Origin of the sequence: Streptomyces violens (assembly GCF_000717745.1) — a bacterium.
In the GTDB taxonomy this organism is placed as follows: domain Bacteria; phylum Actinomycetota; class Actinomycetes; order Streptomycetales; family Streptomycetaceae; genus Streptomyces; species Streptomyces violens.
Genome location: NZ_JOBH01000026.1, coordinates 63,137 through 89,372, shown reverse-complemented (window position 1 = coordinate 89,372; position 26,236 = coordinate 63,137). Strand labels below are relative to the sequence as shown.

The following is a 26,236-nucleotide window of genomic DNA, read 5'->3' as shown; positions in this document are numbered from 1 at the left end:
ACTGGGTTGATAGGCCAGATATGGAAGCCCGGTAACGGGTGGAGTTGACTGGTACTAATAGGCCGAGGGCTTGTCCTCAGTTGCTCGCGTCCACTGTGTGGTTCCCGGGTTGCGAACAGTCGCACCGGTTGAACCAAGTTTCATGCTTCATTACTTAACTGAAGAGTGTGCTTGTTCGCTCGAACCCGATAGGGTTTCGGTGGTCATAGCGTTAGGGAAACGCCCGGTTACATTCCGAACCCGGAAGCTAAGCCTTTCCGCGCCGATGGTACTGCAGGGGGGACCCTGTGGGAGAGTAGGACGCCGCCGAACAATCTTTCAGGACCCTTGGTCCCAGCGTTCATGCTGGGACCAAGGGTCCTTTTTGTTTTGCCGAAGCGCGCCGAACTGGTCGGTGCGTGAGAATGACCAGCAGTACCGAAGACAGGAGTCACGTCGATGTCCACCAACTCTCCCGACGACCGATCGGAGCGCCGGCCGCGCTGGCGCGATGGTGGTGACCGGCCCGACCGTGGCGGCTTCCGCCGCGATGACCGGCGTGACGACCGTGGCGGCGAGCGGGGCGGCGACCGTGGTGGCTTCCGCCGCGATGACCGTGGCGGCGAACGCGGTGGGGGTCCCCGCCGGGACGACCGTGGTGCGGGTCGCGGGGACTTCCGTCGGGACGACCGGCCGCGTGGGCCGCGCCGCGAGGACGACCGTGGCAGCGACCGCGGTGGGTTCCGCCGCGATGACCGGCGTGACGATCGCGGTGGCGACCGTGGTGGGTTCCGTCGTGACGACCGCGGCGCGGATCGCGGTGGCGAGCGTGGCGGCTTCCGGCGTGATGACCGCGGTGCGGACCGCCGCGACGACCGGCCGCGTGGTCCCCGTCGTGAGGACGACCGTGGCGGCGAGCGCGGTGGCTTCCGGCGTGACGACCGTGGTGGCGAGCGCGGGGGATTCCGTCGCGATGACCGTGGTGGCGAGCGTGGCGGCTTCCGTCGCGACGATCGCGGTGCGGACCGTGGCGGAGACCGCGGTGGGTTCCGTCGCGATGACCGGCGTGACGAGCGCGGTGGCGACCGTGGGGGCTTCCGTCGGGACGACCGGCCCCGTGGTCCCCGTCGTGAGGACGACCGTGGCGGGTTCCGTCGCGACGACCGCCGCGATGACCGCGGTGGCGATCGGGGCGGCTTCCGTCGCGATGACCGCGGTGCGGACCGCCGCGACGACCGGCCCCGTGGCCCGCGTCGTGAGGACGACCGTGGCGGCGACCGCGGTGGCTTCCGCCGCGATGACCGTGGTGGCGAGCGCGGTGGGTTCCGCCGTGATGACCGGCGTGACGACCGTGGCGGTGACCGTGGTGGCTTCCGTCGCGATGACCGTCGCGATGACCGTGGTGGCGATCGTGGCGGTGACCGTGGTGGCTTCCGCCGGGACGACCGTGGTGGCGATCGTGGCGGCTTCCGTCGCGATGACCGCGGTGGTGACCGCGGCGGTGACCGTGGTGGCTTCCGGCGCGATGACCGCCGTGATGACCGTGGTGGCGATCGCGGGGGCTTCCGTCGGGACGACCGCGGTGGCGACCGTGGTGGGTTCCGTCGTGACGACCGCGGTGGTGACCGGCGGGACGACCGTGGTGGGTTCCGGCGGGACGACGACCGGGGTGGGCGTCGGCCGTATGGGCAGGGGCGGGGCCGTGATGACCGGCGGGACGATCGTCGGGATGACCGGCGGGACCGGGAGCCGATCAAGCGGCTGCCGATTCCGGACGACGTCACCGGTGACGAGATCGACAAGGACGTGCGGCAGGAGCTGCTGAGCCTGCCGAAGACGCTCGCCGAGGACGTCGCGCGCAACCTCGTGATGGTGGCGAAGCTGCTGGACGAGGACCCCGAGCGGGCGTACGAGTACTCGCGTATCGCGCTGCGGCTCGCGTCCCGCGTCGCCGCAGTCCGCGAGGCGGCCGGCTTCGCGGCGTACGGCTTCGGCAAGTACAGCGAGGCGCTGGCGGAGTTCCGGGCGTCGCGCCGGATGACGGGCAGCGCGGAGCTGTGGCCGGTGATGGCCGACTGCGAGCGCGGCATGGGCCGGCCCGAGAAGGCCCTCGCCATGGCCGGCGAGCCCGAGGTGCAGCGGCTGGACAAGGCCGGGCAGGTCGAGATGCGGCTGGTCGCGGCGGGTGCCCGGCGCGACATGGGCCAGGCGGACGCCGCCGTGGTGACGCTGCAGAGCCCCGAGCTGGCGTCCAACGCGGTGCACCCGTGGACGGCGCGGCTGCGCTACGCGTACGCCGACGCGCTGCTGGAGGTCGGCCGCGAGGACGAGGCCCGCGATTGGTTCGCCAAGGCGCTGGAGGCCGACCAGGGCGGTACGACGGACGCCTCGGACCGGCTGGCGGAGCTGGACGGCGTGGAGTTCACGGACGCGCTGGCGGAGGACGAGGACGAGACGGACGAGCAGGAGGACGAGGGCGCGGATGCGGCCGCGGACGAAGCTGCGGCTGACTCCACGACGGTGACCGAGCCGGTCGAGGCCGCCGAGCCCGTCGTCCCCACCTTCTCCGATAAGGACGAGGACAAGGACCAGGCCAAGGACGAGGCCGCCGAGCCGGGCGCGGACAAGTAAGTAAGACCGCACAGCGAAGAGGGCGGGATCCCCGATGGGATCCCGCCCTCTTGCGTTTTCGGCCGGCCGTCCCGGACCGTCGGGGCGGCCGGCCGTTACCGCGGGGTCACGCCACCGCGGCCGTTTCCGTGGCCGTGCCCGGGGCGAAGCGGGCGATCGGGTTCTGCAGGTTGCCGATCAGCTGGAGGGCGCCGGCCGGGTCCTGGAGGTTGACCATCTCCTTGTTGTTGCGCAGCTGGAGGCGGTTCAGGCAGGAGAGCGCGAACTCCTCGGCGAACATGTCGTACTGGGCGAACTTGTCCGCCAGTTCGGGCGCGGACGCCTGGTACTCGGTGACGCATTCGGCGACCGTGCGCCAGAAGGTCTCCTCGTCCACCAGGCCTTCGGTGACGAGGATGCCGTTGAGGAAGCGGAAGAAGCAGTCGAAGACGTCGGTGAAGATGGAGAGGAGTTTCTTGTCTTCGGGGACGTCGGCGCGGATGCGCTCGACGGCCGGGGGGAGGACCGCGTCGGGGTCCATGACCGCGATCTCCTCGGCGATGTCCTTGTAGATCGCGCGCTGCACGACGCCGTTCTCGATGACGAGGATGACGTTCTCGCCGTGCGGCATGAAGACCAGGTCGTAGGCGTAGAAGCTGTGCAGGAGCGGGGTGAAGTACGCCTTGAGGTAGCGGCGGAGCCACTCCACGGCGCTCAGGCCGGACTCGCGCATCAGGGCGCCCGCGAAGGAGGCGCCGTCGCGGTCGGTGTGCAGCAGCGAGGCCATGGTGGCGAGGCGCTGGCCGGGGGCCAGGGACGGTACCGGGGACTCGCGCCAGAGCGCGGCGAGCATCTTGCGGTACGGGGAGCCCTTGGTGGTGGCCTCTTCGTACTGGCGGTGGTGGTAGCCGATGGCGGCGCGCTCGCGGATGATCGTCAGGCCGGTCCGCCGCAGGACCGGGTCGCTGTCGATGAGGCCGGCCAGCCAGTCGTTGATGGCCGGGGTGGCCTCCATGTACGCGGCGGAGAGGCCGCGCATGAAGCCCATGTTGAGGACCGAGAGGGCCGTTTTGACGTAGTGGCGCTCGGGGTTGCTGGTGTTGAAGAAGGTCCGGATGGACTGCTGCGCGAGGTACTCGTCGTCGCCGGGGCCGAGGCATACCAGGCGCTGCTGGGCGACCTCGGCGGCGAAGGTGACGGAGAGCTTGTTCCACCACTGCCAGGGGTGGACGGGCAGCAGCAAATAATCGGCCAGGTCCAGGCCCTGGTCGGCCATGGTCGCCGCGAAGCGGGAGAGCGTCTCCTCGCCGAGCTCCGCGTGCATCAGCGCCTCGTAGTCCAGGCCCGCGCCGGCGGTGAAGGTGGCGCGGTCGCGGCGGGCGGCGAGCCAGATGAGCTGGATCGGGGCCGCGGCCTCGGGGGCGTACGCGCGGTACTCGTGGATGCCGAAGCCGAGGCGGCCGTTGTTGGCCACGAAGCAGGGGTGGCCCTCGGTCATGCCGGTCTCGATGTCCTGGAAGCCGGACTTCGCGAGCTCGTCGGCCGGGACGTGCTCCTTGGTCAGTTTGTAGGCCGTGCCGGAGAGGGTGGAGCTGATCTCTTCCAGGTAGACCGGGAGGATCTCGTCGCTGAGGCCGAGGGCGTCGCGCAGTTCGATGAAGAACTCGACGGCGTCGAGGGGGAGGTCGGTGTCCTCGCGGTGGCGGGTGATCGAGTCGGCGTCGATCTGCCAGTGGTCGAGGGTGAGGACCTGGGCGGTGAAGCGGTACTCCACGGTGCCGTCGTCGCTGCGGACGGAGTAGCGGCCGTCCAGCATCGGGCGGGGCGTCAGCAGCCGCTCGTGGGTGAACTCCGCGAGGGCTTTGCGGATGAGGAGGCGGCCGGCCCGGTCCCAGAGTTCGGGGGTGAGGTGGGCCACGGCGTCGCTGGGGGTGGTGGCGGCGTTCATCGGGTGGTCACTCCTATCGCCGCAAGGTACTGCTCGCGGGTGCAGGTGCTGAGGTAGGCGTCCTTCTCCGGCTTGGCGATCTGCCGGACGATCTCGAAGCCGACGGCTTCGTTGAGGGCGTGGACGGCCTTGTTGTTGACATCGGGCTCGACGACGACGCGGGCGGTGGCCGGGTCCTCGAAGAGCATCGCCATGACGGTGGTGATGACGGCTCGGGTGAAGCCGTGTACGGGGGTGTCGCTGGGCGCGGTCAGGAAGTGCATGCCGACGTCGCCCGGCTGGGGGTCGTAGAGGCCGACCAGCTCGACGTGGGCCGGGTCATACCGCTCCATGAGGAAGGCGGGGCGGCCGTTGTGCAGTCCGATGAAGGCGTCGTGGTGCTCGGCGGCGGCGATGCCCATGTACTCGCGCTCCACGTCGGGGAGCGTGGCGTCCTGCATCATCCAGAAGGACGCCTTGGGGTGGGTGACCCAGCTGTGCAGCAGCTCGGTGTCCTTGAGGGGGTCGAGCGCGCGGACGGCGAATTCGCCGAGTGCGGGGTCGGTACGGCTGAAGAGAATCTCGGGTGCGCTGTTCTTGTCGCTCATCGGACGATGCCTTCCGGTGCTCCGAATTCCTGGAACGCGATGGTCTTCTCCACGGCGTAGGGCTGTCGGCCCAGCATTTCCGCGATGATGTACGCGTTGCGGTAGGGACCCATGCCCAGGTCGGGCGAGGTGATGCTGTGCGTGTGCACGCCGGCGTTCTGCAGGAAGACGCCCTGGCCGCTGTGGTCGACGCTGTAGTTGCGGGCGACGTCGAAGCGGCCCTGGCCGTCCAGGCGGATGCGGTCGGCGACCGGCGCGAGGAAGTCCGGGGTGGTGTAGCGGTAGCCGGTGGCGAGGATCAGGCCCTGGGTCTCCAGGGCGAAGTCCTTCTCCTGCTCCTCGTGGCGCAGGTCCAGCGTGTAGGTGCCGGTGGCCTCGTCGTACGACGCGTCGTTCAGCGCGGTGTTGGTGAAGAGCCGGGTCTGGACCGGGCCCTTGAGGTTCTTCTGGTAGAGCAGGTCGAAGATCGCGTCGATGAGTTCGCCGTCGATGCCCTTGAAGAGGCCCTTCTGCTGGGACTCCAGGCGGTAGCGGGTGGCCTCGGGGAGCGCGTGGAAGTAGTCCACGTACTCGGGGGAGGTCATCTCCAGCGTGAGCTTGGTGTACTCCAGCGGGAAGAAGCGCGGGGAGCGGGTGACCCAGTTGAGCTTGTAGCCGTGGACGTCGATCTCGGAGAGCAGGTCGTAGTAGATCTCCGCGGCGCTCTGGCCGCTGCCGACCAGGGTGATGGAGTCCTTGGCCTGGAGCGCTTCCTTGTTCGGCAGGTAGCGCGAGTTGTGGATCAGGTCGCCGCCCAGGTCCCGGCAGGAGTCGGGGAGGTAGGGCGGGGTGCCGGTGCCGAGCACGAGGCGGCGGCCGCGGTGGGTGCGCCGCTCGCCGGTGGCCAGGTCGGTGCCGTGGACGAGGTACAGCTCGGCCTGCTCGTCGTACTCGACGGAGTCGACCCGGTGGCCGAAGCGGACGCTGCTCAGTTTGGCGGCGGCCCAGCGGCAGTAGTCGTTGTACTCCTCGCGCAGCGGATAGAAGTTCTCGCGGATGTAGAAGGAGTACAGCCGGCCCGATTCCTTCAGGTAGTTCAGGAAGGAGTACTCGGAGGTGGGGTCGGCGAGGGTGACCAGGTCGGCCATGAACGGCGTCTGGAGGTGGGCGCCTTCGAGGAACATCCCGGAGTGCCACTCGAAGTCGGGCTTGGACTCCAGGAAGAGGCCGTCGAGCTCGGCGAGGGGTTCGGTCAGGCAGGCCAGGCCGAGGTTGAACGGTCCGAGGCCGATGGCGATGAAGTCGTGTTCGGGCGTGGCGTGCGGGGGGTTGGCAGTCACGAGGTCTCCGGTGAGGGCGGTCAGTGAGCGCTGGTGAGTTCCGGCGTGGCCTCTTCGGCGAGGCGTCCGCCTGCATGCTCGGCGATCAGATCGAGGACCGCGGCGATGTCGCCGAGGGTGGTCTCGGGGTTGAGCAGGGTGAACTTGAGGTAGTGGCGGCCGTCGACGACGGTGGAGGCGATGACGGCCTCGCCGGAGGCGGCGAGCGCTTCGCGGGCGTAGAGGTTGATCCGGTCGACGAGCTCGGGGTCCGCGTCCCGGTCCGGTACGTAGCGGAAGACCAGGGTGGAGAGCGTGGGGCGGGTGACGACCTCGTAGCGGTCGTCCGTGTCCAGGAGGCGCCAGCCGTCGGCGGCGCGGTCCACGACGTCGTCGAAGAGCTCGCCGATCTGATCGGCGCCCATGATGCGCAGGGTCATCCAGAGCTTGAGCGCGTCGAAGCGGCGGGTGGTCTGGAGCGACTTGTCGACCTGGTTGGGGATGCGCTTCTTCGCCATCCGCTCCGGGTTGAGGTAGTCGGCGTGGTACGTGACGTGCCGCAGGGTGGTGCGGTCGCGGACGATGACGGCGCTGGAACTGACGGGCTGGAAGAAGGACTTGTGGTAGTCCACGGTGACCGAGTCGGCGTTCTCGATGCCGTCGAGGTAGCCGCGGCGCTTCGATACCAGCAGGCCGCAGCCGTACGCGGCGTCGACGTGCATCCAGACGCCTTCGCGGGCGCAGAGCGCGGCGATGTCGGGGAGCGGGTCGATGGAGCCGAAGTCGGTGGTGCCGGCGGTGGCGACGACGGCCATCGGTATGAGGCCCTCCTCGGCGCAGCGGGTGAGCTCCTTCTCCAGGGCGTCGGTGCGCAGCCGCTTCTCGTCGTCGACGGGGATCGCGATGACGGCCTCGGGGGTGAGGCCGAGGAGGGTGGCGGCTTTTTCGATGCTGAAGTGGCTGACCTGGGAGGTGAGGATGCGCAGGCGGGTGCGGACCTCGGTGTCGTCCAGGTGCGGGTGGGCTTCGCGGGCGAGGCGGCGGGCCTCGTCACGGGCGAGCAGCATGGCCTGGAGGTTGGACTGGGTGCCGCCGCTGGTGAAGACGCCGTCGGCGTCGTCGCCGAAACCGATGCGGCCCGCGGTCCACTCGATGAGGCGCTGCTCGATGAGGGTGCCGCCGGCGCTCTGGTCCCAGGTGTCCAGGGAGGAGTTGACGGCGGAGAGCACGGCCTCGGCGACCACGGCGGGGATGACCACCGGGCAGTTGAGGTGGGCGAGGTAGCGCGGGTGGTGGAAGTAGACGGCGTCGCGGAGGTAGATGTCCTCCAGCTCGTCCAGGGCGGCAGCCGCGTCCCCCAGCGGCGCCTCCAGGTCGATCCCGCGCACCGCGGGGGTGAGCCGGTCCGCGGTCATGCCGGTGAAGGGACGGTCCGTCGCCGCGAGTTTGGCGGCCACCCGGTCGACCCCGTCCCGTACCGCGTTGCGGTAGTACTGGACAGTAGTGTCGTTGAGCAGGTGGTCCTTGCTGCCGGTGAAAGCGGGGGCAGGAGCCTGGGACGGGTCCTCGCCGGTCGGCGCGAGGAAAGTCATGAACGTGTCCTCCCTGGTACGGGCATCGCGGCCCGCGCGGGACGGGTGGGGAGAGCCCCCAGCCCGTCGACTTGGTGAGGTAAGCCTAACCTAACCTCGTGTCGATGTGGGCAGGGGGTGTCCAGGGAGGGACGGGGAGGATGTTCCGAAGGGGGTGGAGCGGTGTCTCAGCTGTCCGTGTCGAGCGTGCGCAGCACCAGTCCCGTCGCCGGCTTCGGGCCGAACGAGGTGGACTTGCGCGGCATCGTCACGCCCTGCGCGGCCAGTTGACGGACCGTCTCCTCGTCGACGGCCCGCATCAGGACCGCCGTACCACCGTGCTTCGCGGCCCACTCGAGCGCCGCGTCCGTGTCGTGGATGTAGCGGATGCCGTCCGGGTGGTCCGGAATCCGCCACACCTCGTCCAGCAGAACGGAGTGCAGAACGGTGGCATCCAGCCGCCGCCACGCCTCCGGCCGGTCCGTACGGATCGCCCGCGCCAACAGCTCCGGATCGGGGCTGTCCAGCAGCCGGAAGGAGTCCGGTCCCGAGGCGAGCAGGAAGGCGCTGCCCTGCGCCGCCTCCAGCGCCTCCAGCGCCGCGGGCAGCGGCCCGGGCACCTCGCGCACCCGGAAGGCACCGTCCAGCTCCGCCAGCGCCCGCTCCAGCGGCAGATGCGGCAGCACACGGTGAATGGCCCGCACCCGCAAGGGGTATCGGGCGGTGTCGACCAGCAGCACCAGGCCGCGCGACCAGGGCGAGCCGGCCCCGGCCCGCTGCTCCTCCGCGAGCCGCTGGTACGTCGCCCAGCGGTGATGCCCGTCCGCGATCAGCGCCTGCCGGGCCGAGAGATCCGCGTCCACCGCCGCCAGTTCGGCCGGATCGGTCACCGCCCACAGCCGGTGCGCGAAGCCGTCCTCGGTCGTGGTGGCCAGCAGCGGCGGGAGCTGCGTGGTCCGTTCGATCACCGCGGTGGCGCCGCTCGCCGTCCCCTCGCCCCGGTACGACAGCAAAAGCGGCTCGAAGTTTGCGGCCGCGGTACGCATCAGCGCGGCCCGGTCCTCGACCACCTCGGCGATCACGTCCTCGTGCGGCAGCACCGGCCCGTCCAGCCCCAGCGCCCCGATGATGCCGCGCTGCAGCACATCGCCCCTGCGCTGCTCGTACACATACAGCGCAGGCTGCGGATCGGGCGCGAGGACGCCCTCGGCACGCCAGCGGGCGAGCGTGTCGGCGGCCTTGCGGTGCCGGGTCGCCGGGTCCGCGGCGTGCGGCAGGATCAGCCGGACGATGTTGTAAGGATCGGCGGTCTCCAGGTGCCGGACGCCGTCCGGCCGGACCACCACGTCGTACGGGGGCGAGGTGACCGCGGTGAGACTGCTCACCCGGTGGGGTGCGTAGCGCAGTCCGCGAAAGGTGTCCAGGCGCAGGCCGTCGGTGCTGGTCATTGGCAAATGCTATGCCGGTCGGGACGGTGAGGGATGATCGGGGGAGAAGCGCAATGCGGCGGGAAATGGCCGTTTGCGCGCGGTATGGATGGTTAAGGAGCTGGACGGCATGGACGAGCGGGTGCGGACGCGGCCGGAGGGCAGCGCCCGGACGCTGAGCGAGGCGTACGACACGGCGCTGCTGGACCTGGACGGCGTCGTGTACGCGGGCGGGTCCGCCGTGCCGCACGCGGTGGAGTCGCTGACCGCCGCGCGCGACGGCGGGATGCACCTGGCGTACGTCACGAACAACGCGGCGCGCACCCCGGACGCCGTGGCCGCGCAGCTGTCCGGGTACGGCCTGCCGACCGAGGCGGGCGACGTCGTCACCTCCGCGCAGGCGGTCGCCCGGCTGATCGCCGGTCAGGTGCCCGAGGGCGCGAGGGTACTGGCGATCGGCGGCGAGGGCCTGAAGGTCGCGCTGCGCGAGCGGGGCCTGGTGCCGGTGGACTCGGCGGAGGACGACCCCGCCGCCGTGGTGCAGGGCTACGACCCCAAGCAGAACTGGGAGCAGCTCGCGGAGGCGGCCTACGCGGTCGGCCGCGGCGTGCCGTGGTTCGCCGCCAACACCGACCTGACGATCCCGAAGGAGCGCGGCATCGCACCGGGCAACGGCGCGCTGGTGGAGGTCGTACGGATCGCCACCGGCGGCACGCCGCAGGTCGCGGGCAAGCCGCAGCCGCCGATGCACCGCGAGACCGTGCTGCGCACGGGGGCGCGGCGGCCGCTGGTGGTGGGGGACCGGCTGGACACCGACATCGAGGGCGCGTTCAACGGCGGCGTGGACTCGCTGCTGGTGCTCACCGGTGTCACCACGGCGGCCGAGCTGCTGGCCGCGCCGCCGCAGCACCGCCCCACGTACGTGGACGCGGACCTGCGCGGCATCCTCGGGCCGCAGCCGGCGGTGACGGACGCCGACGGCGGCTTCGGGTGCGGCGGTTGGGTCGCCTCGGTGGCCGAGGACGTGCTCGTACTCGATGGCGAGGGCTCCCCTCTGGACGGACTGCGGGCACTGTGCGCGGCGGCCTGGACGGCGGCCGGGGACGGCTCGTGCACGGCCGGGGCGGAGAAGGCGCTGGCCCGCCTCGGGCTGTAACAGGCTTCTGGACGGCAGACGAAGGGCCCGCCTGCGCAGTGCAGGCGGGCCCTTGCGTTCACTTCTGCGCGGCGGCCGTCAGCTCGGCCAGGAGCTGTTCCTCGCTCGCGCCGCGCCGCCAGTAACCGGTGAATTTCACGGCCCTGCGGTCGAAGCCGCGCTCCTTGACCAGGTGCCGGCGGAGCGCCTTGACGGTGCCGGACTCGCCCGCGATCCAGGCGTACGGCGTGCCCTCGGGCAGCTCGGCGGCACGTACTGCAGAGAGCATCCTTCCCCAAGCTCTCGACTCCGCTCGAGCAGGGGAGACCCCAATCGTACGGTCGGCGTCCGACTCCTCGCGCACCAGCCAGGTGATGTCGGCGTCGGCGAAGGTGGGCAGCTCCTGGCGGTCCGCCGCGTGGCCCACCTCGATCCACACCTTGGCCTTGGTGCCGGGCGTCAGCCAGGCCAGGATGTTGGCGATGGCCGGCAGGGCCGTCTCGTCGCCGCTGAGCAGGATCCAGTCGGTGCCCTGCGGCGGGCGGAAGTCCACGCCGCCGTTGTCCTCGACCACCGGGCCCAGGATGCTGATCCGGTCGCCGGGCACGGCGTTCGCCGCCCACCGGCCGGCCGGTCCCGAGGTCCCCTCCTCCGCGCCGTGCAGCGCGAAGTCCACGTCCAGTTCCGGCGCCGGGACCTGGCGCTGCGCGCGGACCGTGTACGTCCGCATGATGCTGCGCTCGGCCGGGTCCTGCACCCGCCAGGCCGCGTACCAGCCGTCGCCCTGGTCGTCGAAGACAGGGACGCTCTGGTGCTCCCGCGGGAAGAAGAGTTTCACCCGCTGGTCGCGGCCGCCGGTCAGCAGCTCCGGCAGGCGCGCGCCGCCGAAGGTGATCCGGACCATCGAGGGGCCGAGCCGGCGGGTGCGCACGACGTGCAGGTCGAAGAAGCGGAACGGGGCGGTGGCGGGGGCGGCGGTCGTGGTCATGCGGGGGAAGACCTCCCTTGGGTGGAGTTGCGGGGGGCCGGCCGAGGGGTGCGCGGCCGGCCCCCGGCGCGTCAGTTGACCTTCTTGGCATCCTCGATGGCCTTGGCGAGGCCCTCGACGAGCGGGGCTGCGCCCGCGTAGGAGAAGCGGGGCTCGCTGGACCAGGGGGCGATCTGGTCCGCCTTGACGGCGGGCAGCTTCGCCCAAGCGGGCTTGGCGGCCAGGTCCTTGGGCTGGAGGGTGGCGGTGCGGTTGTCGAGCAGGAGCACGTCCGCCTTGTACTTGTCGGCGTTCTCCCAGCTCAGCGACTCGAAGTAGCCGCCCTTGTCGAGCTTGTCCGGGACGATCAGGTCCACGCCGAGGGACTTGAAGTACATCAGGTCGGCGTTGATGCCCGGGTTGGAGGCGTAGAAGAGGTCCGGGCTGCCGGAGCAGGCGAGCACCTTGACCGGGTTGGACTTGGCGGCCTTGCGCAGCCGGGCCGCGGCCTTCTCGAAGCGGGCCTTGGCGTCGGTGACCTTCTTGGCCTTCAGGTCGGCACCGAGGGACTCCGCGAGTTCGGCGTACCGCTCGATGATCTTGACCATCGGGGTGCGGGAGGAGGTGATCGCGACGCTCTCGGCGAGCTTGGTGATCTTGTCCTTGCTCTCCTCGGGCACGAACCACAGGGCGCCCGGCTCGTACATGTTGGTCACGAGGAGGTCCGGGGCGAGCCCGGCGTACTTCTCGACGTTGAACTGCCCGTAGGCGTTGCCGATGATGGTGACCTTGGAGATGTCCAGGTCACCGGCCTGCGGGTCGGGCTTGCCGTTCTTGAGCTTGGTGGGACCGAAGACGCCGACGATCTGGTCCTCGATGCCGAAGTCGTGCAGCGCGGCGGCGGTACCGGTGAAGGCGACGATGCGCTGTGGCACAGTCTTCAGGGAGACCTTCTTCTTGCGGTCGTCGGTGAAGCTCCAGGGTCCGCCCTTGCCTTCACTGTCGGCCGGTCCCGAGGCCTTCTCGCTGCCGCACGCGGCGAGCAGGGCGCCGACGCCGACGGCCCCGCCGGCCGCCAGCAGGCCGCGTCGGGACAGGGAAGGTCTGGGGGACATGCTCATAGGGACGCACTTCTCTCTGGGGAGGGCCTGAGTGGGCAACGTGAGGTTAGGCTAACCTAAACGGCGTGTTGGTCGACAGCCCCCCTGAAGCAGCCGCCGCGCCCGTGGTGCCCCGGCGACGGCAGGCCACCCGCTCCGCGGGACTCCTCGCCGCCCTCGGCATCCTCGCGGTCATCACCGTCCTCGGAATCGCCGTCGGCTCGAAACAGATACCGGTGGCGGACGTCTGGCACGGCGTCATGCACTACTCCGGTACCGACACCGACGTGATCGTCCGTGACGTCCGGCTGCCCCGCACCCTGCTCGGCCTGCTCGCCGGCGCGGCCCTGGGCCTCGCCGGCGCCGTCATGCAGGCACTCACCCGCAACCCCCTGGCCGACCCCGGCGTCCTCGGCATCAACGCGGGTGCCTCCGCGGCCGTCGTCACCGGCATCACCTTCTTCGGCGTCACCTCCCTCACGTCGTACGTGTGGTTCGCCTTCGCCGGTGCCGCCGTCGTCTCCGCCGCCGTGTACATCCTCGGCGGCACCCGCAACGCGACCCCCGTCCGGCTCGCGCTCGCCGGTACCGCCCTCACCGCGGCCCTCACCGGCTACCTCAACGCGGTCAACCTCATGAACACCGCGTCGCTGGACAAGATGCGCTTCTGGACGGTCGGTTCGCTCGCCTCGGCCACCATGCCCACCGTCGAGAAGGTCGCGCCCTTCATCGTGGCCGGCACGCTGGTCGCGCTGCTCGTCGCCCGGCCGCTGAACGCCGTCGCGCTCGGCGACGACCAGGCCCGCGCCCTCGGCACCAAGCTCACCCGCACCCGCGTCGCCGCCATGGCCGCCGTGACCCTGCTGTGCGGCGCCGCCACCGCCGCCTGCGGCCCGATCGTCTACGTCGGCCTGATGGTCCCGCACGCCGTACGCGCCATCACCGGCCCCGACATGCGCTGGATCCTGCCGTACTCCGCGGTCCTCTCGCCGGTGCTGCTGCTCGGCGCCGACATCATCGGCCGGATCGCGGCCCGCCCCGGCGAGCTCCAGGTCGGCATCGTCACGGCCGTCATCGGCGGCCCGGTCTTCATCCATCTCGTACGGCGACGGAAGATGGCACAGCTGTGAGCACTCCCACCAAGACCCCCGCGCGCCCGGCCGTGAAGGCCCTGCGCACCGCCGGCGGACTGTCCGTACGGCTGCACCCCAGGGCCGTACTGGCGGGCCTGCTGCTGCTCCTCGTGGCGCTCGCGTCCGGCGTCCTGCTCATCGGCACCGGCGACTTCCCGATGTCCTTCGGCGACGTCCTCACCACCCTCAGCGGCGGCGGCAACCCGGGCCAGGAACTGATCGTCAACGATCTGCGGCTGCCCAGGGTCCTGGTCGCGCTGCTGGTCGGCGTCTGCTTCGGGCTGGCCGGCGCGGTCTTCCAGACCGTCACCCGCAACCCGCTCGGCAGCCCCGACGTGCTCGGCTTCGCGCAGGGTTCCTCCGTCGGCGCCCTGATCGTCATCGTGTACCTCCAGGGCTCCACCGTCGCCATCGCGATGGGCGCGGTGGCCGGCGGCGTCCTCACCGGCGTCGCGATCTTCCTGCTCGCCTGGCAGCGCGGCGTGCACGGCTACCGCTTCGTCCTCGTCGGCATCGGCGCCGCCGCCATGCTCTACGCCGTCGTCCTGTACCTGATGACCAAGGCGAACATCGTCGAGGCCACCCGCGCCACCACCTGGATGACCGGCTCCCTCAGCGGCCGTGACTGGGACCAGGTCTGGCCGCTGGCCGCGGTCTGCGTCGTTCTGGTCCCGGTGATCCTGCTCTGCGCCCGGCCGCTGGCCATGCTGGAGATGGGCGACGACTCGGCCGCCGCGCTCGGCGTCCGTACGGGCCGCGTCCGCATCGTCGCGCTGCTGGCCGCCGTCATCCTGACCGCGTCCGCCACCGCCGCCGCCGGGCCCATCTCCTTCGTCGCGCTCACCGCGCCGCAGCTCGCCCGCCGCCTCACCCGCGCCACCGGCCCCAACCTGCTGCCCTCGGCCCTGATGGGCGCGGTCCTGCTGGTCCTCGCCGACCTCGGCTCGCAGCGGGTCTTCGGCGCCGACCAGATCCCGGTCGGCGTGGTCACCGGCGTACTGGGCGGCGGCTATCTGCTGTGGCTGCTGGCCAATGAGCGCAAGGCGGGCCGGGTATGAGCGCCCCGCCCCAGGGCGGACCGACCGCCACCACCCCGCAACCGACCGGCCGTACCACCTCCAGGAGAGCCGAAGTGAGCCGTCTCGCGGCGCAGAACGTCACCCTCGCCTACGACCAGCGGGTCATCGCCGAGCAGCTCTCGGTCGACATCCCGGACAATTCCTTCACGGTCATCGTCGGCCCCAACGCCTGCGGCAAGTCCACCCTGCTGCGCGCGCTGTCCCGGATGCTCAAGCCGCAGGCCGGCTCGGTCCTGCTGGATGGCTCCTCGATCTCCTCGCAGCCCGCCAAGAAGGTCGCCCGTACCCTCGGCCTGCTCCCGCAGTCCTCCATAGCCCCCGACGGCATCACCGTCGCCGACCTGGTCTCCCGCGGCCGCTACCCGCACCAGGGCCTGCTGCGCCAGTGGTCCGACGAGGACGAACGGATCGTCCAGGAGTCGATGGACGCCACCGGCGTGGGCGAGCTGGGGGAGCGGTACGTCGACGAGCTCTCCGGCGGCCAGCGGCAGCGGGTGTGGATCGCGATGGCCCTCGCCCAGCAGACCCCGCTGCTGCTCCTGGACGAGCCGACCACCTACCTCGACATCCAGCACCAGATCGAGGTCCTGGACCTCTGCGCCCAGCTCCACGAGGAGCAGGGGCGCACGCTCGTCGCGGTACTGCACGACCTCAACCACGCCGCGCGCTACGCCAGCCACATCATCGCCATGCGCGGTGGCGAGGTCGTCGCGGAGGGCGCCCCGGCCGACGTGGTCACCGCCGACCTGATCGAGCGGGTCTTCAAGCTGAAGTGCCAGATCATCGACGACCCGGAGACCGGTACGCCGCTGATCATCCCGGCGGCGCGCACGCCTCGTAAGGCCGCGGCGGCCTGATCCGCCGCGGCCTGATCCGCGGGACGGGCGGCGTCACAGCAGCGTCCGCAGCCGCAGGAGGTCGCGGAAGCCGGCCTCCAGCTTCACCCGGCCGCTGCCCCACGCGCGCGCGAAGTGCAGCTCGCCGTCGACCATCGCGACCAGGTCGTCGCCGGTCATGGCGAGCCGGATCTGTGCTCTGTCCGGGGGCGGGCCCGGTACGGCCGTGACATCCGTGAGGGTGCCGTCCACCAGCCGCCCCACGAACGTGACGTCCAGGTCGGTGATGCGGCAGCTCAGCGAGCGGTCCACGGCGGCGGCGCCGCGCACGGTGCCGTCCGCCGAGGTCGAGAGATTCTGTGCCAGCCGGTCCAGGGCCGCTCGGCACTGTTCTAGGGAAGCCATCGCTAGGACGATACCCAGCTCAGGCGTGACTCGTCCGCCGGAGCGCCACCGGTTCGCGGTAGCGTCGGGGCATGGACGAGCCGAACCCCGGTGCCGAGTGGCCGGAACCGGACCCCGAAGCTGTCGCGGCGCCCGACGAGCCACCTTCCGACGGCCCTGACGTGCCCCCCGAGGAGCCCGCGGGGCCGCGGCCGCTCGGCGTAGCGGTCACCCCGACCGGGCACCCCGAAGTGGACGGCCGGCTGGCCCGGCTCGGCGATGCCGACCACCTCGCCGTCGGCGGCCATCTCGCGGTGTACGAGGATGTCCACCGGGGGCTCCGCACCACGCTGGCCTCCTTGGACCAGCAGCCGGGGCCCCGCCCCGGCGCACAGAACGACAACAGGAGCTGAACCCCGGTGGCAGGTGTGGCACGACGCCGACTCGACGCGGAGCTGGTGCGCCGCAAGATGGCCCGCTCCCGCGAGCACGCGAGCCAGCTGATCGCCGCGGGCCGGGTGACGGTCGGCGGCCAGCCGGCGACCAAGGCCGCCACCCAGGTGGAGACCAGCGCCGCGCTGGTCGTCCGCGAGGACGAGAACGACCCGGACTACGTCTCGCGCGGCGGCCACAAGCTCGCCGGCGCGCTGGCCGCCTTCGTACCGAAGGGGCTGAAGGTCGAGGGCCGCCGGGCGCTGGACGCCGGCGCCTCCACCGGCGGCTTCACCGACGTCCTGCTGCGCGCGGGAGCCGGCCACGTCGTCGCCGTGGACGTCGGGTACGGACAGCTCGCCTGGTCGCTGCAGAGCGACGACCGGGTGACGGTGAAGGACCGCACCAACGTCCGCGAGCTCACCCTGGAGCAGATCGACGGGGTCCCCGCCGACATCGTCGTGGGCGATCTGTCCTTCATCCCGCTCGGCCTCGTCCTGCCCGCGCTGGTCCGCTGCTCGGCGCCGGACGCGGACCTCGTCCTGATGGTCAAGCCGCAGTTCGAGGTGGGCAAGGAGCGGCTGGGCAGCGGCGGTGTGGTGCGCAGCGCGCAGCTGCGGGCCGAGGCGGTGCGGATGGTCGGGGAGCGCGCCGCGGAGCTGGGACTCGGCGTGCTGGGGGTCACCGCGAGCCCCCTGCCCGGCCCGTCGGGCAACGTCGAGTACTTTCTGTGGCTCCGCGCCGGTGCGCCTGCCCTGGACCCGGCGGATGTCGAGCGTGCAGTGGCGGAGGGGCCGCGTTGACCACTTCTGGAACGTCCGAAGCACCGCAGGAACAGCAGGGACCGCAGGTCAAGGCGGTGTCCGCACCCGCACCCGTGCCGCTCGCCGGCAAGGGCCGCACGGTCTTCCTGCTCGCCCACACCGGCCGCCCCGCGGCCGTCCGCAGCGCCGAACTGGTCGTCCAGGGGCTGCTGCGCAGCGGTATCGGCGTACGGGTGCTGGCGGCCGAGGCCGCCGACCTGCCGCTGCCCGACTCCGTCGAGCAGGTGGCGACCGAACAGGGCGCGGCCGAGGGCTGCGAGCTGCTGGTGGTACTGGGCGGTGACGGCACCCTGCTGCGCGGCGCGGACTTCGCGCGGACGTCCGGAGTGCCGATGCTGGGCGTCAACCTCGGCCGGGTCGGCTTCCTCGCCGAGGCCGAGCGGGACGATCTGGACAAGGTCGTGGACCGGGTGGTGACCCGCGCCTACGAGGTCGAGGAGCGGATGACTCTCGACGTCCTGGTCCGCAACAACGGCACCGTGGTGCACACCGACTGGGCGCTGAACGAGGCGTCGGTGGAGAAGGCCGCGCGGGAACGGATGCTGGAGGTCGTCACCGAGGTCGACGGCCGCCCGGTGTCCCGCTTCGGCGCCGACGGCGTGGTCTGCGCGACCCCGACCGGCTCGACCGCGTACGCCTTCTCGGCCGGCGGCCCGGTGGTCTGGCCCGAGGTCGAGGCCCTGCTGATGGTCCCGATCAGCGCCCACGCGCTCTTCGCCAAGCCGCTGGTCACCTCCCCGGAGTCGGTGCTCGCGGTGGAGGTGCAGCCCAAGACGCCGCACGGCGTCCTGTGGTGCGACGGCAGCCGCTCGGTCGAACTCCCCGCGGGCGCCCGCGTCGAGGTCCGCCGCGGCGCGATCCCGGTCCGCCTGGCCCGCCTCCACCACGCCTCCTTCACGGACCGCCTGGTCGCGAAGTTCGCCCTGCCGGTCGCGGGGTGGCGGGGAGCCCCGCACTAGCCGCACTCCTCGACGCATACGGGGCAGTGGTCGTACGCATGTGCCCCGTATGCCTGCTCCTCTCGGGGCGCCGCGCGCGTCCCAAGGTAGGACTTTCCCGGCGGTTCCGTACCGGTTCCGGGGCCGTGCGCAGGGATGACGCGGGGGCGGCCGTCGCGGCGCGGCCCTCGGACCTCGTATGGTCGTATCCGTGTTGGAGGAGATGCGGATCCGGTCCCTGGGCGTCATCGATGATGCCGTCGTCGAGCTGTCCCCCGGTTTCACGGCGGTGACGGGCGAGACGGGCGCGGGCAAGACCATGGTCGTGACCAGTCTCGGCCTGCTGCTCGGCGGGCGCGCCGACCCCGCACTGGTACGGATCGGCGCCAAGGCGGCCGTCGTGGAGGGCCGCATCACGGTCGGCCCCGACGCGCCGGCGGCGGTCCGGGCCGAGGAGGCCGGGGCCGAGCTGGACGACGGGGCGCTGCTGATCAGCCGTACCGTCTCCGCCGAGGGCCGCTCCCGCGCGCACGTCGGGGGACGGTCCGTACCGGTCGGGCTGCTGGGGGAGTTGGCGGACGACCTGGTCGCCGTGCACGGCCAGACCGACCAGCAGGGCCTGCTGCGGCCCGCCCGGCAGCGCCAGGCCCTGGACCGCTACGCCGGGGACGCCGTCTCCGTCCCCCTGGAGAAGTACACCGCCGCGTACCGCAGACTCCGCGACGTGGCCACCGAGCTGGAGGAGCTGACCACCAAGGCGCGCGAGCGCGCCCAGGAGGCGGACCTGCTCCGCTTCGGCCTGGAGGAGATCTCCGCCGTCGAGCCGCAGGCCGGTGAGGACACCGAGCTGGCCGCCGAGGCCGAGCGGCTCGGCCACGCCGAGGCGCTGGCCTCCGCGGCGAGCGTCGCGCACGGGGCGCTCGCGGGCGACCCGGAGGACCCCGAGGGCGTCGACGCGACGACCCTGGTCGCCGGGGCGCATCGCGCGCTGGAGGCGGTACGCAGCCACGACGCGGCGCTGGCCGGGCTCACCGACCGGCTCGGCGAGATCGGCATCCTGATGTCCGACGTGGCGGGCGAGCTGGCCAGTTACGCGGACGGGCTGGACGCCGATCCGCTGCGGCTGGCGGCCGTCGAGGAGCGCCGGGCCGCGCTGACCGGGCTCACCCGCAAGTACGGCGAGGACATCGCGGCCGTGCTCGCCTGGGCCGAGGAGAGCGCCACGCGCCTCGCCGAGCTGGAGGGCGACGACGACCGGATCGGCGAGCTGACCGCCGAACGCGACGCGCTCCGCGCCGAACTGGGCGAGCTGGCGCAGGCGCTGACCGACGCGCGCACGGCGTCGGCCGAGCGGTTCGCCGCCGCCGTCACCACCGAGCTCGCCGAACTGGCCATGCCGCACGCCCGGGTGAGCGTGGAGATCCGACAGACCGAGGTCCCCGAGGACGCGGACGGCGTGCACGTCGGCGGCCGGAACGTGGCCTACGGGCCGGCCGGCGCCGACGAGGTCGAACTGCTCCTCGCCCCGCACCCCGGCGCGCAGCCCCGTCCGATCGCCAAGGGCGCCTCCGGCGGCGAGCTCTCCCGCGTGATGCTCGGCATCGAGGTGGTCTTCGCGGGCTCCGATCCCGTACCGACCTACCTCTTCGACGAGGTGGACGCAGGCGTCGGCGGCAAGGCCGCGGTCGAGGTCGGCCGCCGCCTCGCCCGGCTGGCCCGCTCCGCGCAGGTCGTGGTGGTCACCCACCTCCCGCAGGTCGCCGCGTTCGCCGACCGCCAGCTGCTGGTCGAGAAGACCAACGACGGCTCGGTCACCCGCAGCGGCGTCACGGTCCTGGAGGGCGAGGACCGCATCCGCGAACTCTCCCGCATGCTCGCGGGCCAGGAGGACTCCGAGACGGCCCGTGCGCACGCGGAGGAGCTGCTGGAGACGGCGAGGTCGGGCCGGTGAGCGGCGCGCTGCGGACGCGGCTCACGGGGCTGCTGACGGCGGCCGGGGCGGCCCGGGCCGCGTACGAGGGGCTGCGGCGGCGGCCGCCGGGCGGCATCGAGCCGTGGCAGCGCAAGAACTTCGCGGGCCGCAGCGTCGACCTGTTCGGCGGGCCGGCGGCAGCGGTGGGCGCCGCGGCCGCCGTGGCCTGCGCGCCCGGGCTGCCCGTACGGGCCCGTACCGCGGGCACGCTGGCCGTGCTGGCGGCGGGCGGCTGCGGCGCGTACGACGACGTGGCGGGCGCGGGCGACCACCGGCGCGGCTTCCGCGCGCACCTGTCCGCACTGCGGCGGGGCGAGGTCACCAGCGGCGCGGTCAAGCTCTTCGGTATCGGCGCGGCCGGGCTCGCGGCGGGCGCGTTCCTGAAGGACCGCCCGGCCGACAAGGTCCTGGCGGGCGTGGTGATCGCGGGCTCGGCCCACCTGGTGAACCTGGTGGACGTGCGCCCCGGCCGGGCGGCCGCCGCGGTCCTCGCCCTCGGCGCCCCCGGACTGCTGCGCAGCGGTCCGGGCGCGGTGCTCGCGGCCGCTCCGGTGGGCGCGGCGGCGGCACTGCTCGCGGACGACCTCGGCGAGCGCACCATGCTCGGTGACACGGGCGCGCACGCCCTGGGCGCGGCGCTCGGCCTCGCGATCGTCGCGGCCAACGGCCGGGCCGGGCTGCTGGCCCACGCCGCCGCGCTGACGGCCGCCGCGGCCTCGGGGGACGGTGTGGCCCGCGCTGCCGCGGGAGGCGTCCTCACCGGTTAGCGGGAGCGCCCGTACGGACACGGGCATGATCACCCGTGTGAGTGGTCCCGGCGGCCCCCGGCCGCGCAGCCGCAGCACAACGGCTTGTCATCGGTGCCGTACGGACGGCGCGGGCTGGCATGCTGGGCGCATCCCGCCCGCCCCACCGGACCACGCCGACCCAGGAGCCCGACGTACTCGTGAGCAGCACACCCACCCCGCCGACCGCACCGTCGCCGCTGCGCACGGTCCAGGTGCTGGGCCGCGGCAGCGCAGGCAGCGCGGCCCATGTGCACGCGCTGTCGGCGGGGCTCGTCGCGCGCGGGGTACGGGTGACGGTCTGCGCGGCGCCCGACGCCGAGGACACGTACGGCTTCACGGATGTGGGCGCCGGGTTCGAACGGATCCCGCCACGCACGGACCCCGGGAGCATCGCCGCGCTCCGTACCGCCTGCGCGGACGCCGACCTCGTCCATGCGCACGGTCTGCACGCCGGGCTGAGGGCCTCCCTCGCGCTGCGCGGCAGGCGCGTCCCCCTCGTCGTCACCTGGCACACCAAGGTGCACAGCGAGGGCGCGCGGGCGCAGGTGACGCGGCTACTGGAGCGCCGAGTGGCGCGCGCCTCGGCGGTCGTACTGGGCTCGTGCGCCGAACTGGTGCGCAGGGCCCGTGAGCGGGGCGCCCGCGACGCGCGTCTGGCGCCCCCGGCAGGGCCGCGCCCACGCGGCGAGGAGGAGTACGCGCGTGAGCTCGGGCGGCGCGAGAAGCGGCGGGCCGAACTGGGGGCGCTCGGGCGCCCGTTGCTGCTCGCCGTCGGCCGGCTGGACGCGCACCAGGGGCACGATGTGCTGCTGGACGCCGCGCACGGCTGGTGCGGCCTGGACCCGCAGCCGCTGCTCGTCGTCGCGGGGGAGGGGCCGCTGCGGACCGCGCTGCAGCAGCGGATCGACGCGGAAGGGCTGCCGGTGCGGCTGCTCGGCCGGCGCGAGGACGTCCCCGGGCTGCTCGCCGCCGCCGACCTGGTGCTCGTGGCGGGGCGCTGGGAGGCCCGCTCGGTACTCGCCCAGGAGGCGCTGCGCGGCGGCGTCCCGCTGGTCGCCACGGACACCGGCGGCACCCGCGAACTGGTCGGCCGGGCCGCCGAACTGGTCCCGTACGGAGATGCCCCGGCCCTCGCCCGCACGGTCGTGGAATTGCTCGACGATCCGGCGCGGCGGGCCGCCCTCGCCGACGCCGGACGCGCCCAGGCCGCCGACTGGCCCACCGAGGACGACACGGTCGCCCAGGTGCTGAGCGTGTACGACGAGCTGGCGCAGCGGCAGGGCTGAGGCATCGCCGGGGCCACCGGACACCGGCTGTCAGCCGCCGGTGTCGCGGCACTCCTCGCTGTCGCCGCCGCTGCGGCAGCCGACCGGCCCGGAGCGGTCGGATGTGGGCACGGGCTCAGGGTGCGTCGCGCGGTACTCCAGTGCGGTTCCGGTCAGCGCGCCGAGCGCCAGCACCGCCGCCGCCACGCCCTGGGTGACGGCGGTGACCGGCGACCGGGCGCGGAAGCGGCGGAAGCTGATCAGCGCGGCAAGCAGTGCGACCACCCCGAGGGCGATCAGCAGCACATCCGTCGGATCCGGTCCTTCAGGGTCCGGGACGGTGGTGTCCCCGCCGTGGTGCGTCCAGGCGTAGAACCCCGCCGCGAACCAGACAACGACCACCGCCGCCGCTTCCACGACGAGCACGAGCAGCGCCAGGAAGAGGTCGGCGAACCAGTGGACTCGCGGGCGGCCGGGTGCCGGGGAGGAGTCGGGGACCATGGCGGCAGTGTCGCCCCGCGGGCACCCGCCCGCCTGAGTACGGATACTCAGCCCCGCCCGCCGCCCCCGTACCGCTAGCCGCGTTCCGTATGCCGTCGCGCGTGCAGTGCCAGTCGCAGCCCCAGTACGGTCCCCGGGTCGTCCAGGTCCGTGCCGAGCAGTTGGGAGATGCGGGCGAGGCGGTCGTACAGGGTCTGGCGGTTGACGTTCAGGTCGCGGGAGGTCTCGGCCTTGCGGCCGGCGCTGGCGAGGTACGCCTCCAGGGTGGGCAGCAGCGGCTGGCGCGCGGTGCGGTCGTGGGCCAGCAGCGGGCCGATCGCGCGGTCGACGAAGTCGGTGAGCATGCCCTCCTCGCCGTGCTCGCGCATCCGCCACAGGAGGAGTTCGATGTCCAGGCGGCGGGCGTCGTACCAGAGGCGGGGCTCCAGCCCCTGCGCCGCCGCGGCCGCCTCGGCGGCGTGCCGCAGCCCGGGCCCGGTCGCCGCCCAGTCACCCGCCGCGCCGACCACGACCACCGGGCGCTGTGCCGCCGGGCGGTCCAGCCCGGCCCGTGCGACGCCGGCCCGCAGCGCCTCCGCGATCCGGTCGGCCGCGCCCTCCCGTTCTAGTCCCTCGCGCAGGCCGAAGAGCAGCGGTACGCGGCCCTCCACCGGGCGCACGCCGAGCAGTACGGGCGCCCCCAGCGCGGCCAGTTCCTCGCGCAGCGCCTGGGCGAGGAGCGCCCAGCCGGCCGCCGTGGGCAGTCCGGACGGCAGCCGCATGACCACCGGGAGGAGCGCCGCCGTACCGGGCCGGAAGCCCAGCAGCCGGGCCTGGCCCGGCGCTTCGGCGGCGGAGATCCGGCCCTCGGCGAGGTCGGCGAGGAAGTCACCGCGGCCGCGCGCCGCCAGCCCCTCCTCCTGCCGGGACTGCAGCATGACGACGGCGAGGAGGTCGGCGGCGCGTTCGGCGGCGATGCGGTGGACGGGCGCGACGGCGCCGTTGACGGGCAGCAGGACGAGCCGGGCCCGTACGGCGTCGGGGCCGTGGCCGCCGCCGGGCACGTCCACCCGCAGCCCCTTCTCGCGCAGACCCTCCCACGCCTGGAGCGGATCGGCGTCGGCGGCGGCACCGTCGTCGGGGCCCGCGGCGTACAGCGGGCTGCCGTCCGGGGCCTCCAGACAGAGCGGATTGCCGGTGAACGCGGCGAGCAGGCGCAGCACTTCGGGGGCGCCGCCGCCGCGCAGCAGGACGTCCGTACAGCGGCGCAGGACCTCGTCGGCGCGGCGCATCAGCGTGTAGTGGCTGTTGACGATCTCGGTGTGGATCTCCTCGGTGACCGAGACGTACGGGACCTCGCGGTGCAGCTGGATCAGTGGCAGGCCGGAGGCGCGGGCGCTGTCGACCAGGGCGGTGGGCAGCGTTTCGAAGCGGGCGCCCAGCTCCACGACGAGCGCGGCGATCCCGCGCTCGGCGAGCTTGCGGACGAAGGCGCGCTGCTCGGAGGGGCGGGCGCCCAGGCCCAGTCCCGTGGTCAGCAGCAGCTCGCCGCCCTTGAGCAGTGAGGCGATGTTCGGCACCTCGCCGGCGTGCACCCAGCGGACCGGGCGGTCCAGCCCGTCCTCGCCGGTGATCACTTCCGGCAGCCCGCGCCGCAGCGCGGGCAGCTCCAGCGCCCTGCGTACCGTGATCTCGGCCTCGATCATCGCTTCCGACCCCATGGCGTCGAACGCTACCCGCAGGAACGGCGGTCCGCCGCCACGGGAGCCTGGTCAGCGGGCCGGCCGCGCCGCGTCCGCCGCCGGCCGCCACGGAATCCGTCGCCACCCGCCCCGACACCCCGTCGATCATCCGCAGGAAAAACCGGCGCCGTTGTCGGTTGTGGCGCCGGTCACAGTCCGCCAGGCTGACGCCTCCACAGACCGCGTGCACGGGGTACCGGCCGGAACAAGGGGTGTCATGTCCAGTACAGAAATACCGGCACCGGCGCAGGACGGCCGGGACCACGGCGTCGACCGGCTCAAGGCCGGCTCCGTCGGCCTGGTCGGCGTCGTCTTCATGGCGGTCGCGACCGCCGCGCCCATCACCGCGATGACCGGCAACCTCCCGATCGCGGTCGGCGCCGGCAACGGCATCGGCGCCCCCGCCGGCTATCTCTTCGCCACCGCCGTCCTGACCGTCTTCTCCGTCGGCTATGTCGCCATGGCCCGCCGGATCACCGCCGCCGGCGCCTTCTACGGCTTCATCTCGCACGGCCTGGGCCGGGTCGCCGGCATGGCCTCCGGGATGCTCGCCGTCCTCGCGTACATCGTCTTCGAGGCGTCGATCGTCGGCGTCTTCGCGTACTTCGCCAGGACCACCGTCGCCGACCAGCTCGGCGCCGACCTGCCCTGGCCGCTGTACGCGGGCGCGATGCTCGCGGTCACCGCCGTCCTCGCGCACTTCGACATCCACCTCACCGCCAAGGCGCTGGGCGTCATGCTCGTCGCCGAGATCGCCGTGCTCTTCGCCGTCTCGGTCGCCGTGCTGCTGGCCGGCGGCGGCCCGGACGGCATCCCCGCGGCGCCCGTCAACCCCGCCAACGCCTTCACCGGGACCTCCGCCGGGCTCGGCCTCTTCTTCGCCTTCTGGTCCTGGGTCGGCTTCGAGTCCACCGCGATGTACGGCGAGGAGTCCCGCGACCCCAAGCGCGTCATCCCGCGCGCCACCCTCGTCTCCGTCATCGGCGTCGGCCTGTTCTACATCTTCGTGTCCTGGATGACGATCTCCGGGAACGGCCTGGCCGAGTCGGTGCGGATCGCGTCCTCCGGCACCCCGCTGGACCTCTTCTTCGCGCCCACCCGCACCTTCCTCGGCGGCTGGGCCGTGGACGCCTTCCAATGGCTGCTGCTCACCGGCTCGTTCGCCTGCGGCATGGCCTTCCACCAGTGCGCCGCGCGCTATCTGTACGCCATCGGGCGCGAGGGGTTCCTCCACCGCGGCCTGGGCCGTACGCACCCCCGGCACGGCTCCCCGTACTTCGCCTCGTACGTGCAGACGGCGCTCGCCACCGCGCTCGTCGCCGCCTTCTGGCTGACCGGCCAGGATCCCTACATCCACCTCTACACGCTGCTCGCGATCCTCGGCACGATGGCGATCCTGATCGTCCAGACCCTCTGCTCCTTCGCCGTCATCGGCTACTTCCGGAAGAACCACCCCGAGGACCGGCACTGGTTCCGCACGTTCACCGCGCCGCTGCTCGGCGGCGTCGGGATGACCGCCGTGGTCGTCCTGCTGCTGGTCAACATGCGGACCGCGGCCGGCGACGCGGCCGACTCGCTCTTCTTCCGGCTCATCCCCTGGATCGTCGGCCTGGTCTTCTTCGGGGGCCTCGGCCTGGCGCTCCATCTCAAAGCACGCAAGCCCGCACGGTACGAGATCATCGGCCGGATCGTCCTGGAGGACGCGGCCGAGCGCGACGAGGAGAAACCCACACTCTGAGGA

At 72.6% G+C, this 26,236-nt stretch carries 23 protein-coding genes and 1 rRNA gene; 14 read left to right on the top strand and 10 right to left on the bottom strand.

Going from position 1 to position 26,236, the window contains the following annotated elements:
* Positions 1–195 precede the first annotated feature (195 nt).
* The 3 genes from rrf (at position 196) to IF04_RS39415 (ending at position 2,610) form a co-directional block, all read left to right on the top strand.
* Positions 196–312 (top strand): 5S ribosomal RNA (gene rrf, locus IF04_RS0133895).
* A 178-nt stretch (positions 313–490) separates the two neighbouring features.
* Positions 491–1,804, top strand: coding sequence for a hypothetical protein (locus tag IF04_RS39420; protein WP_030266998.1), 1,314 nt, complete (start codon positions 491–493; stop codon positions 1,802–1,804).
* Positions 1,786–2,610 carry a tetratricopeptide repeat protein gene (locus tag IF04_RS39415; protein ID WP_030266995.1) on the top strand — a complete coding sequence of 275 codons (825 nt, stop codon included), beginning with the start codon at positions 1,786–1,788 and terminating at the stop codon, positions 2,608–2,610. Before IF04_RS39420 ends, IF04_RS39415 begins: the two co-directional genes overlap by 19 nt.
* Positions 2,611–2,716: 106 nt before the next feature.
* Here the strand turns inward: IF04_RS39415 and IF04_RS0133880 are convergent, their stop codons facing one another.
* The 5 genes from IF04_RS0133880 to IF04_RS0133860 form a co-directional block, all read right to left on the bottom strand.
* A complete protein-coding gene (locus IF04_RS0133880) occupies positions 2,717–4,537 on the bottom strand; it encodes an IucA/IucC family protein (protein WP_030266992.1) in 1,821 nt (606 codons plus the stop codon).
* Positions 4,534–5,124 (bottom strand): GNAT family N-acetyltransferase, encoded by a 591-nt coding sequence (locus IF04_RS0133875; RefSeq protein WP_030266989.1) that lies wholly within the window; start codon positions 5,122–5,124, stop codon positions 4,534–4,536. The genes IF04_RS0133880 and IF04_RS0133875 overlap by 4 nt, the downstream gene beginning before the upstream one ends.
* Positions 5,121–6,443, bottom strand: a complete 1,323-nt coding sequence (locus tag IF04_RS0133870; RefSeq protein WP_030266985.1) for a lysine N(6)-hydroxylase/L-ornithine N(5)-oxygenase family protein — start codon at positions 6,441–6,443, stop codon at positions 5,121–5,123. Before IF04_RS0133870 ends, IF04_RS0133875 begins: the two co-directional genes overlap by 4 nt.
* A 20-nt stretch (positions 6,444–6,463) precedes the next feature.
* Positions 6,464–8,014: a pyridoxal phosphate-dependent decarboxylase family protein gene (locus IF04_RS0133865; protein ID WP_030266981.1), complete on the bottom strand. Its 1,551-nt coding sequence runs from the start codon at positions 8,012–8,014 to the stop codon at positions 6,464–6,466.
* Between the two features lie 167 nt (positions 8,015–8,181).
* Complete coding sequence (locus IF04_RS0133860; RefSeq protein WP_030266979.1) at positions 8,182–9,441, bottom strand: DUF1015 family protein; 1,260 nt, start codon at positions 9,439–9,441, stop codon at positions 8,182–8,184.
* A 109-nt stretch (positions 9,442–9,550) separates the two neighbouring features.
* Between IF04_RS0133860 and IF04_RS0133855 the strand changes: the two genes are divergently transcribed.
* The gene (locus tag IF04_RS0133855; RefSeq protein WP_030266975.1) at positions 9,551–10,576 is read left to right on the top strand and encodes an HAD-IIA family hydrolase; all 1,026 of its coding nucleotides are present in this window, start codon (positions 9,551–9,553) and stop codon (positions 10,574–10,576) included.
* 58 nt (positions 10,577–10,634) lie between these two features.
* Here the strand turns inward: IF04_RS0133855 and IF04_RS0133850 are convergent, their stop codons facing one another.
* Positions 10,635–11,543: a siderophore-interacting protein gene (locus tag IF04_RS0133850; protein ID WP_030266972.1), complete on the bottom strand. Its 909-nt coding sequence runs from the start codon at positions 11,541–11,543 to the stop codon at positions 10,635–10,637.
* A gap of 71 nt (positions 11,544–11,614) precedes the next feature.
* Positions 11,615–12,643, bottom strand: a complete 1,029-nt coding sequence (locus IF04_RS0133845) for an ABC transporter substrate-binding protein (protein WP_030266969.1) — start codon at positions 12,641–12,643, stop codon at positions 11,615–11,617.
* Between the two features lie 65 nt (positions 12,644–12,708).
* On the opposite strand from IF04_RS0133845, the gene IF04_RS0133840 reads away from it, so the two are divergent.
* The 3 genes from IF04_RS0133840 to IF04_RS0133830 all read left to right on the top strand — a co-directional run bounded on the left by IF04_RS0133840 (position 12,709) and on the right by IF04_RS0133830 (position 15,691).
* Entirely contained in the window at positions 12,709–13,752 is a 1,044-nt protein-coding gene (locus IF04_RS0133840; protein WP_030266967.1) for a FecCD family ABC transporter permease, read from the top strand.
* Positions 13,749–14,813 carry a FecCD family ABC transporter permease gene (locus tag IF04_RS0133835; protein ID WP_078601152.1) on the top strand — a complete coding sequence of 355 codons (1,065 nt, stop codon included), beginning with the start codon at positions 13,749–13,751 and terminating at the stop codon, positions 14,811–14,813. The genes IF04_RS0133840 and IF04_RS0133835 overlap by 4 nt, the downstream gene beginning before the upstream one ends.
* A gap of 74 nt (positions 14,814–14,887) precedes the next feature.
* Entirely contained in the window at positions 14,888–15,691 is an 804-nt protein-coding gene (locus IF04_RS0133830; protein ID WP_030266963.1) for an ABC transporter ATP-binding protein, read from the top strand.
* A gap of 33 nt (positions 15,692–15,724) precedes the next feature.
* Here the strand turns inward: IF04_RS0133830 and IF04_RS0133825 are convergent, their stop codons facing one another.
* Positions 15,725–16,075, bottom strand: coding sequence for a sterol-binding protein (locus IF04_RS0133825; protein WP_030266962.1), 351 nt, complete (start codon positions 16,073–16,075; stop codon positions 15,725–15,727).
* A gap of 71 nt (positions 16,076–16,146) precedes the next feature.
* On the opposite strand from IF04_RS0133825, the gene IF04_RS0133820 reads away from it, so the two are divergent.
* The 6 genes from IF04_RS0133820 (at position 16,147) to IF04_RS0133795 (ending at position 22,294) form a co-directional block, all read left to right on the top strand.
* Entirely contained in the window at positions 16,147–16,467 is a 321-nt protein-coding gene (locus IF04_RS0133820; protein ID WP_030266959.1) for a hypothetical protein, read from the top strand.
* Between the two features lie 6 nt (positions 16,468–16,473).
* Positions 16,474–17,289: a TlyA family RNA methyltransferase gene (locus tag IF04_RS0133815; RefSeq protein WP_030266957.1), complete on the top strand. Its 816-nt coding sequence runs from the start codon at positions 16,474–16,476 to the stop codon at positions 17,287–17,289.
* A gap of 56 nt (positions 17,290–17,345) precedes the next feature.
* Positions 17,346–18,269, top strand: a complete 924-nt coding sequence (locus tag IF04_RS0133810) for an NAD kinase (RefSeq protein ID WP_425428485.1) — start codon at positions 17,346–17,348, stop codon at positions 18,267–18,269.
* A 178-nt stretch (positions 18,270–18,447) separates the two neighbouring features.
* Complete coding sequence (gene recN / locus IF04_RS0133805) at positions 18,448–20,199, top strand: DNA repair protein RecN (RefSeq protein ID WP_078601151.1); 1,752 nt, start codon at positions 18,448–18,450, stop codon at positions 20,197–20,199.
* The gene (locus IF04_RS0133800) at positions 20,196–20,987 is read left to right on the top strand and encodes a hypothetical protein (protein ID WP_106975728.1); all 792 of its coding nucleotides are present in this window, start codon (positions 20,196–20,198) and stop codon (positions 20,985–20,987) included. The genes recN and IF04_RS0133800 overlap by 4 nt, the downstream gene beginning before the upstream one ends.
* A gap of 179 nt (positions 20,988–21,166) precedes the next feature.
* Positions 21,167–22,294 (top strand): glycosyltransferase family 4 protein, encoded by a 1,128-nt coding sequence (locus tag IF04_RS0133795; RefSeq protein ID WP_030266943.1) that lies wholly within the window; start codon positions 21,167–21,169, stop codon positions 22,292–22,294.
* Positions 22,295–22,324: 30 nt separating this feature from the next.
* On the opposite strand, the gene IF04_RS0133790 is transcribed toward IF04_RS0133795, so the two are convergent.
* Both IF04_RS0133790 and IF04_RS0133785 read right to left on the bottom strand, forming a co-directional pair.
* On the bottom strand, positions 22,325–22,774 hold the full coding sequence (locus tag IF04_RS0133790; RefSeq protein WP_030266941.1) for a DUF6234 family protein: 450 nt from the start codon (positions 22,772–22,774) through the stop codon (positions 22,325–22,327).
* A gap of 74 nt (positions 22,775–22,848) precedes the next feature.
* Positions 22,849–24,474, bottom strand: coding sequence for a PucR family transcriptional regulator (locus IF04_RS0133785; RefSeq protein WP_030266938.1), 1,626 nt, complete (start codon positions 24,472–24,474; stop codon positions 22,849–22,851).
* A gap of 238 nt (positions 24,475–24,712) precedes the next feature.
* On the opposite strand from IF04_RS0133785, the gene IF04_RS0133780 reads away from it, so the two are divergent.
* Positions 24,713–26,233: an APC family permease gene (locus IF04_RS0133780; RefSeq protein WP_030266936.1), complete on the top strand. Its 1,521-nt coding sequence runs from the start codon at positions 24,713–24,715 to the stop codon at positions 26,231–26,233.
* Positions 26,234–26,236 lie beyond the last annotated feature (3 nt).

Excerpts from the sequence above, each read along its gene's own strand:
- IF04_RS39420 (WP_030266998.1), top strand. The coding sequence starts at position 491 with ATGGTGGTGACCGGCCCGACCGTGGCGGCTTCCGCCGCGATGACCGGC.
- IF04_RS0133880 (WP_030266992.1), bottom strand. The coding sequence starts at position 4,537 with ATGAACGCCGCCACCACCCCCAGCGACGCCGTGGCCCACCTCACCCCC.
- IF04_RS0133875 (WP_030266989.1), bottom strand. The coding sequence starts at position 5,124 with ATGAGCGACAAGAACAGCGCACCCGAGATTCTCTTCAGCCGTACCGAC.
- IF04_RS0133865 (WP_030266981.1), bottom strand. The coding sequence starts at position 8,014 with ATGACTTTCCTCGCGCCGACCGGCGAGGACCCGTCCCAGGCTCCTGCC.
- IF04_RS0133860 (WP_030266979.1), bottom strand. The coding sequence starts at position 9,441 with ATGACCAGCACCGACGGCCTGCGCCTGGACACCTTTCGCGGACTGCGC.
- IF04_RS0133855 (WP_030266975.1), top strand. The coding sequence starts at position 9,551 with ATGGACGAGCGGGTGCGGACGCGGCCGGAGGGCAGCGCCCGGACGCTG.
- IF04_RS0133850 (WP_030266972.1), bottom strand. The coding sequence starts at position 11,543 with ATGACCACGACCGCCGCCCCCGCCACCGCCCCGTTCCGCTTCTTCGAC.
- IF04_RS0133845 (WP_030266969.1), bottom strand. The coding sequence starts at position 12,643 with ATGAGCATGTCCCCCAGACCTTCCCTGTCCCGACGCGGCCTGCTGGCG.
- IF04_RS0133825 (WP_030266962.1), bottom strand. The coding sequence starts at position 16,075 with ATGGCTTCCCTAGAACAGTGCCGAGCGGCCCTGGACCGGCTGGCACAG.
- IF04_RS0133820 (WP_030266959.1), top strand. The coding sequence starts at position 16,147 with ATGGACGAGCCGAACCCCGGTGCCGAGTGGCCGGAACCGGACCCCGAA.
- recN (WP_078601151.1), top strand. The coding sequence starts at position 18,448 with ATGGTCGTATCCGTGTTGGAGGAGATGCGGATCCGGTCCCTGGGCGTC.
- IF04_RS0133790 (WP_030266941.1), bottom strand. The coding sequence starts at position 22,774 with ATGGTCCCCGACTCCTCCCCGGCACCCGGCCGCCCGCGAGTCCACTGG.
- IF04_RS0133785 (WP_030266938.1), bottom strand. The coding sequence starts at position 24,474 with ATGGGGTCGGAAGCGATGATCGAGGCCGAGATCACGGTACGCAGGGCG.
- IF04_RS0133780 (WP_030266936.1), top strand. The coding sequence starts at position 24,713 with ATGTCCAGTACAGAAATACCGGCACCGGCGCAGGACGGCCGGGACCAC.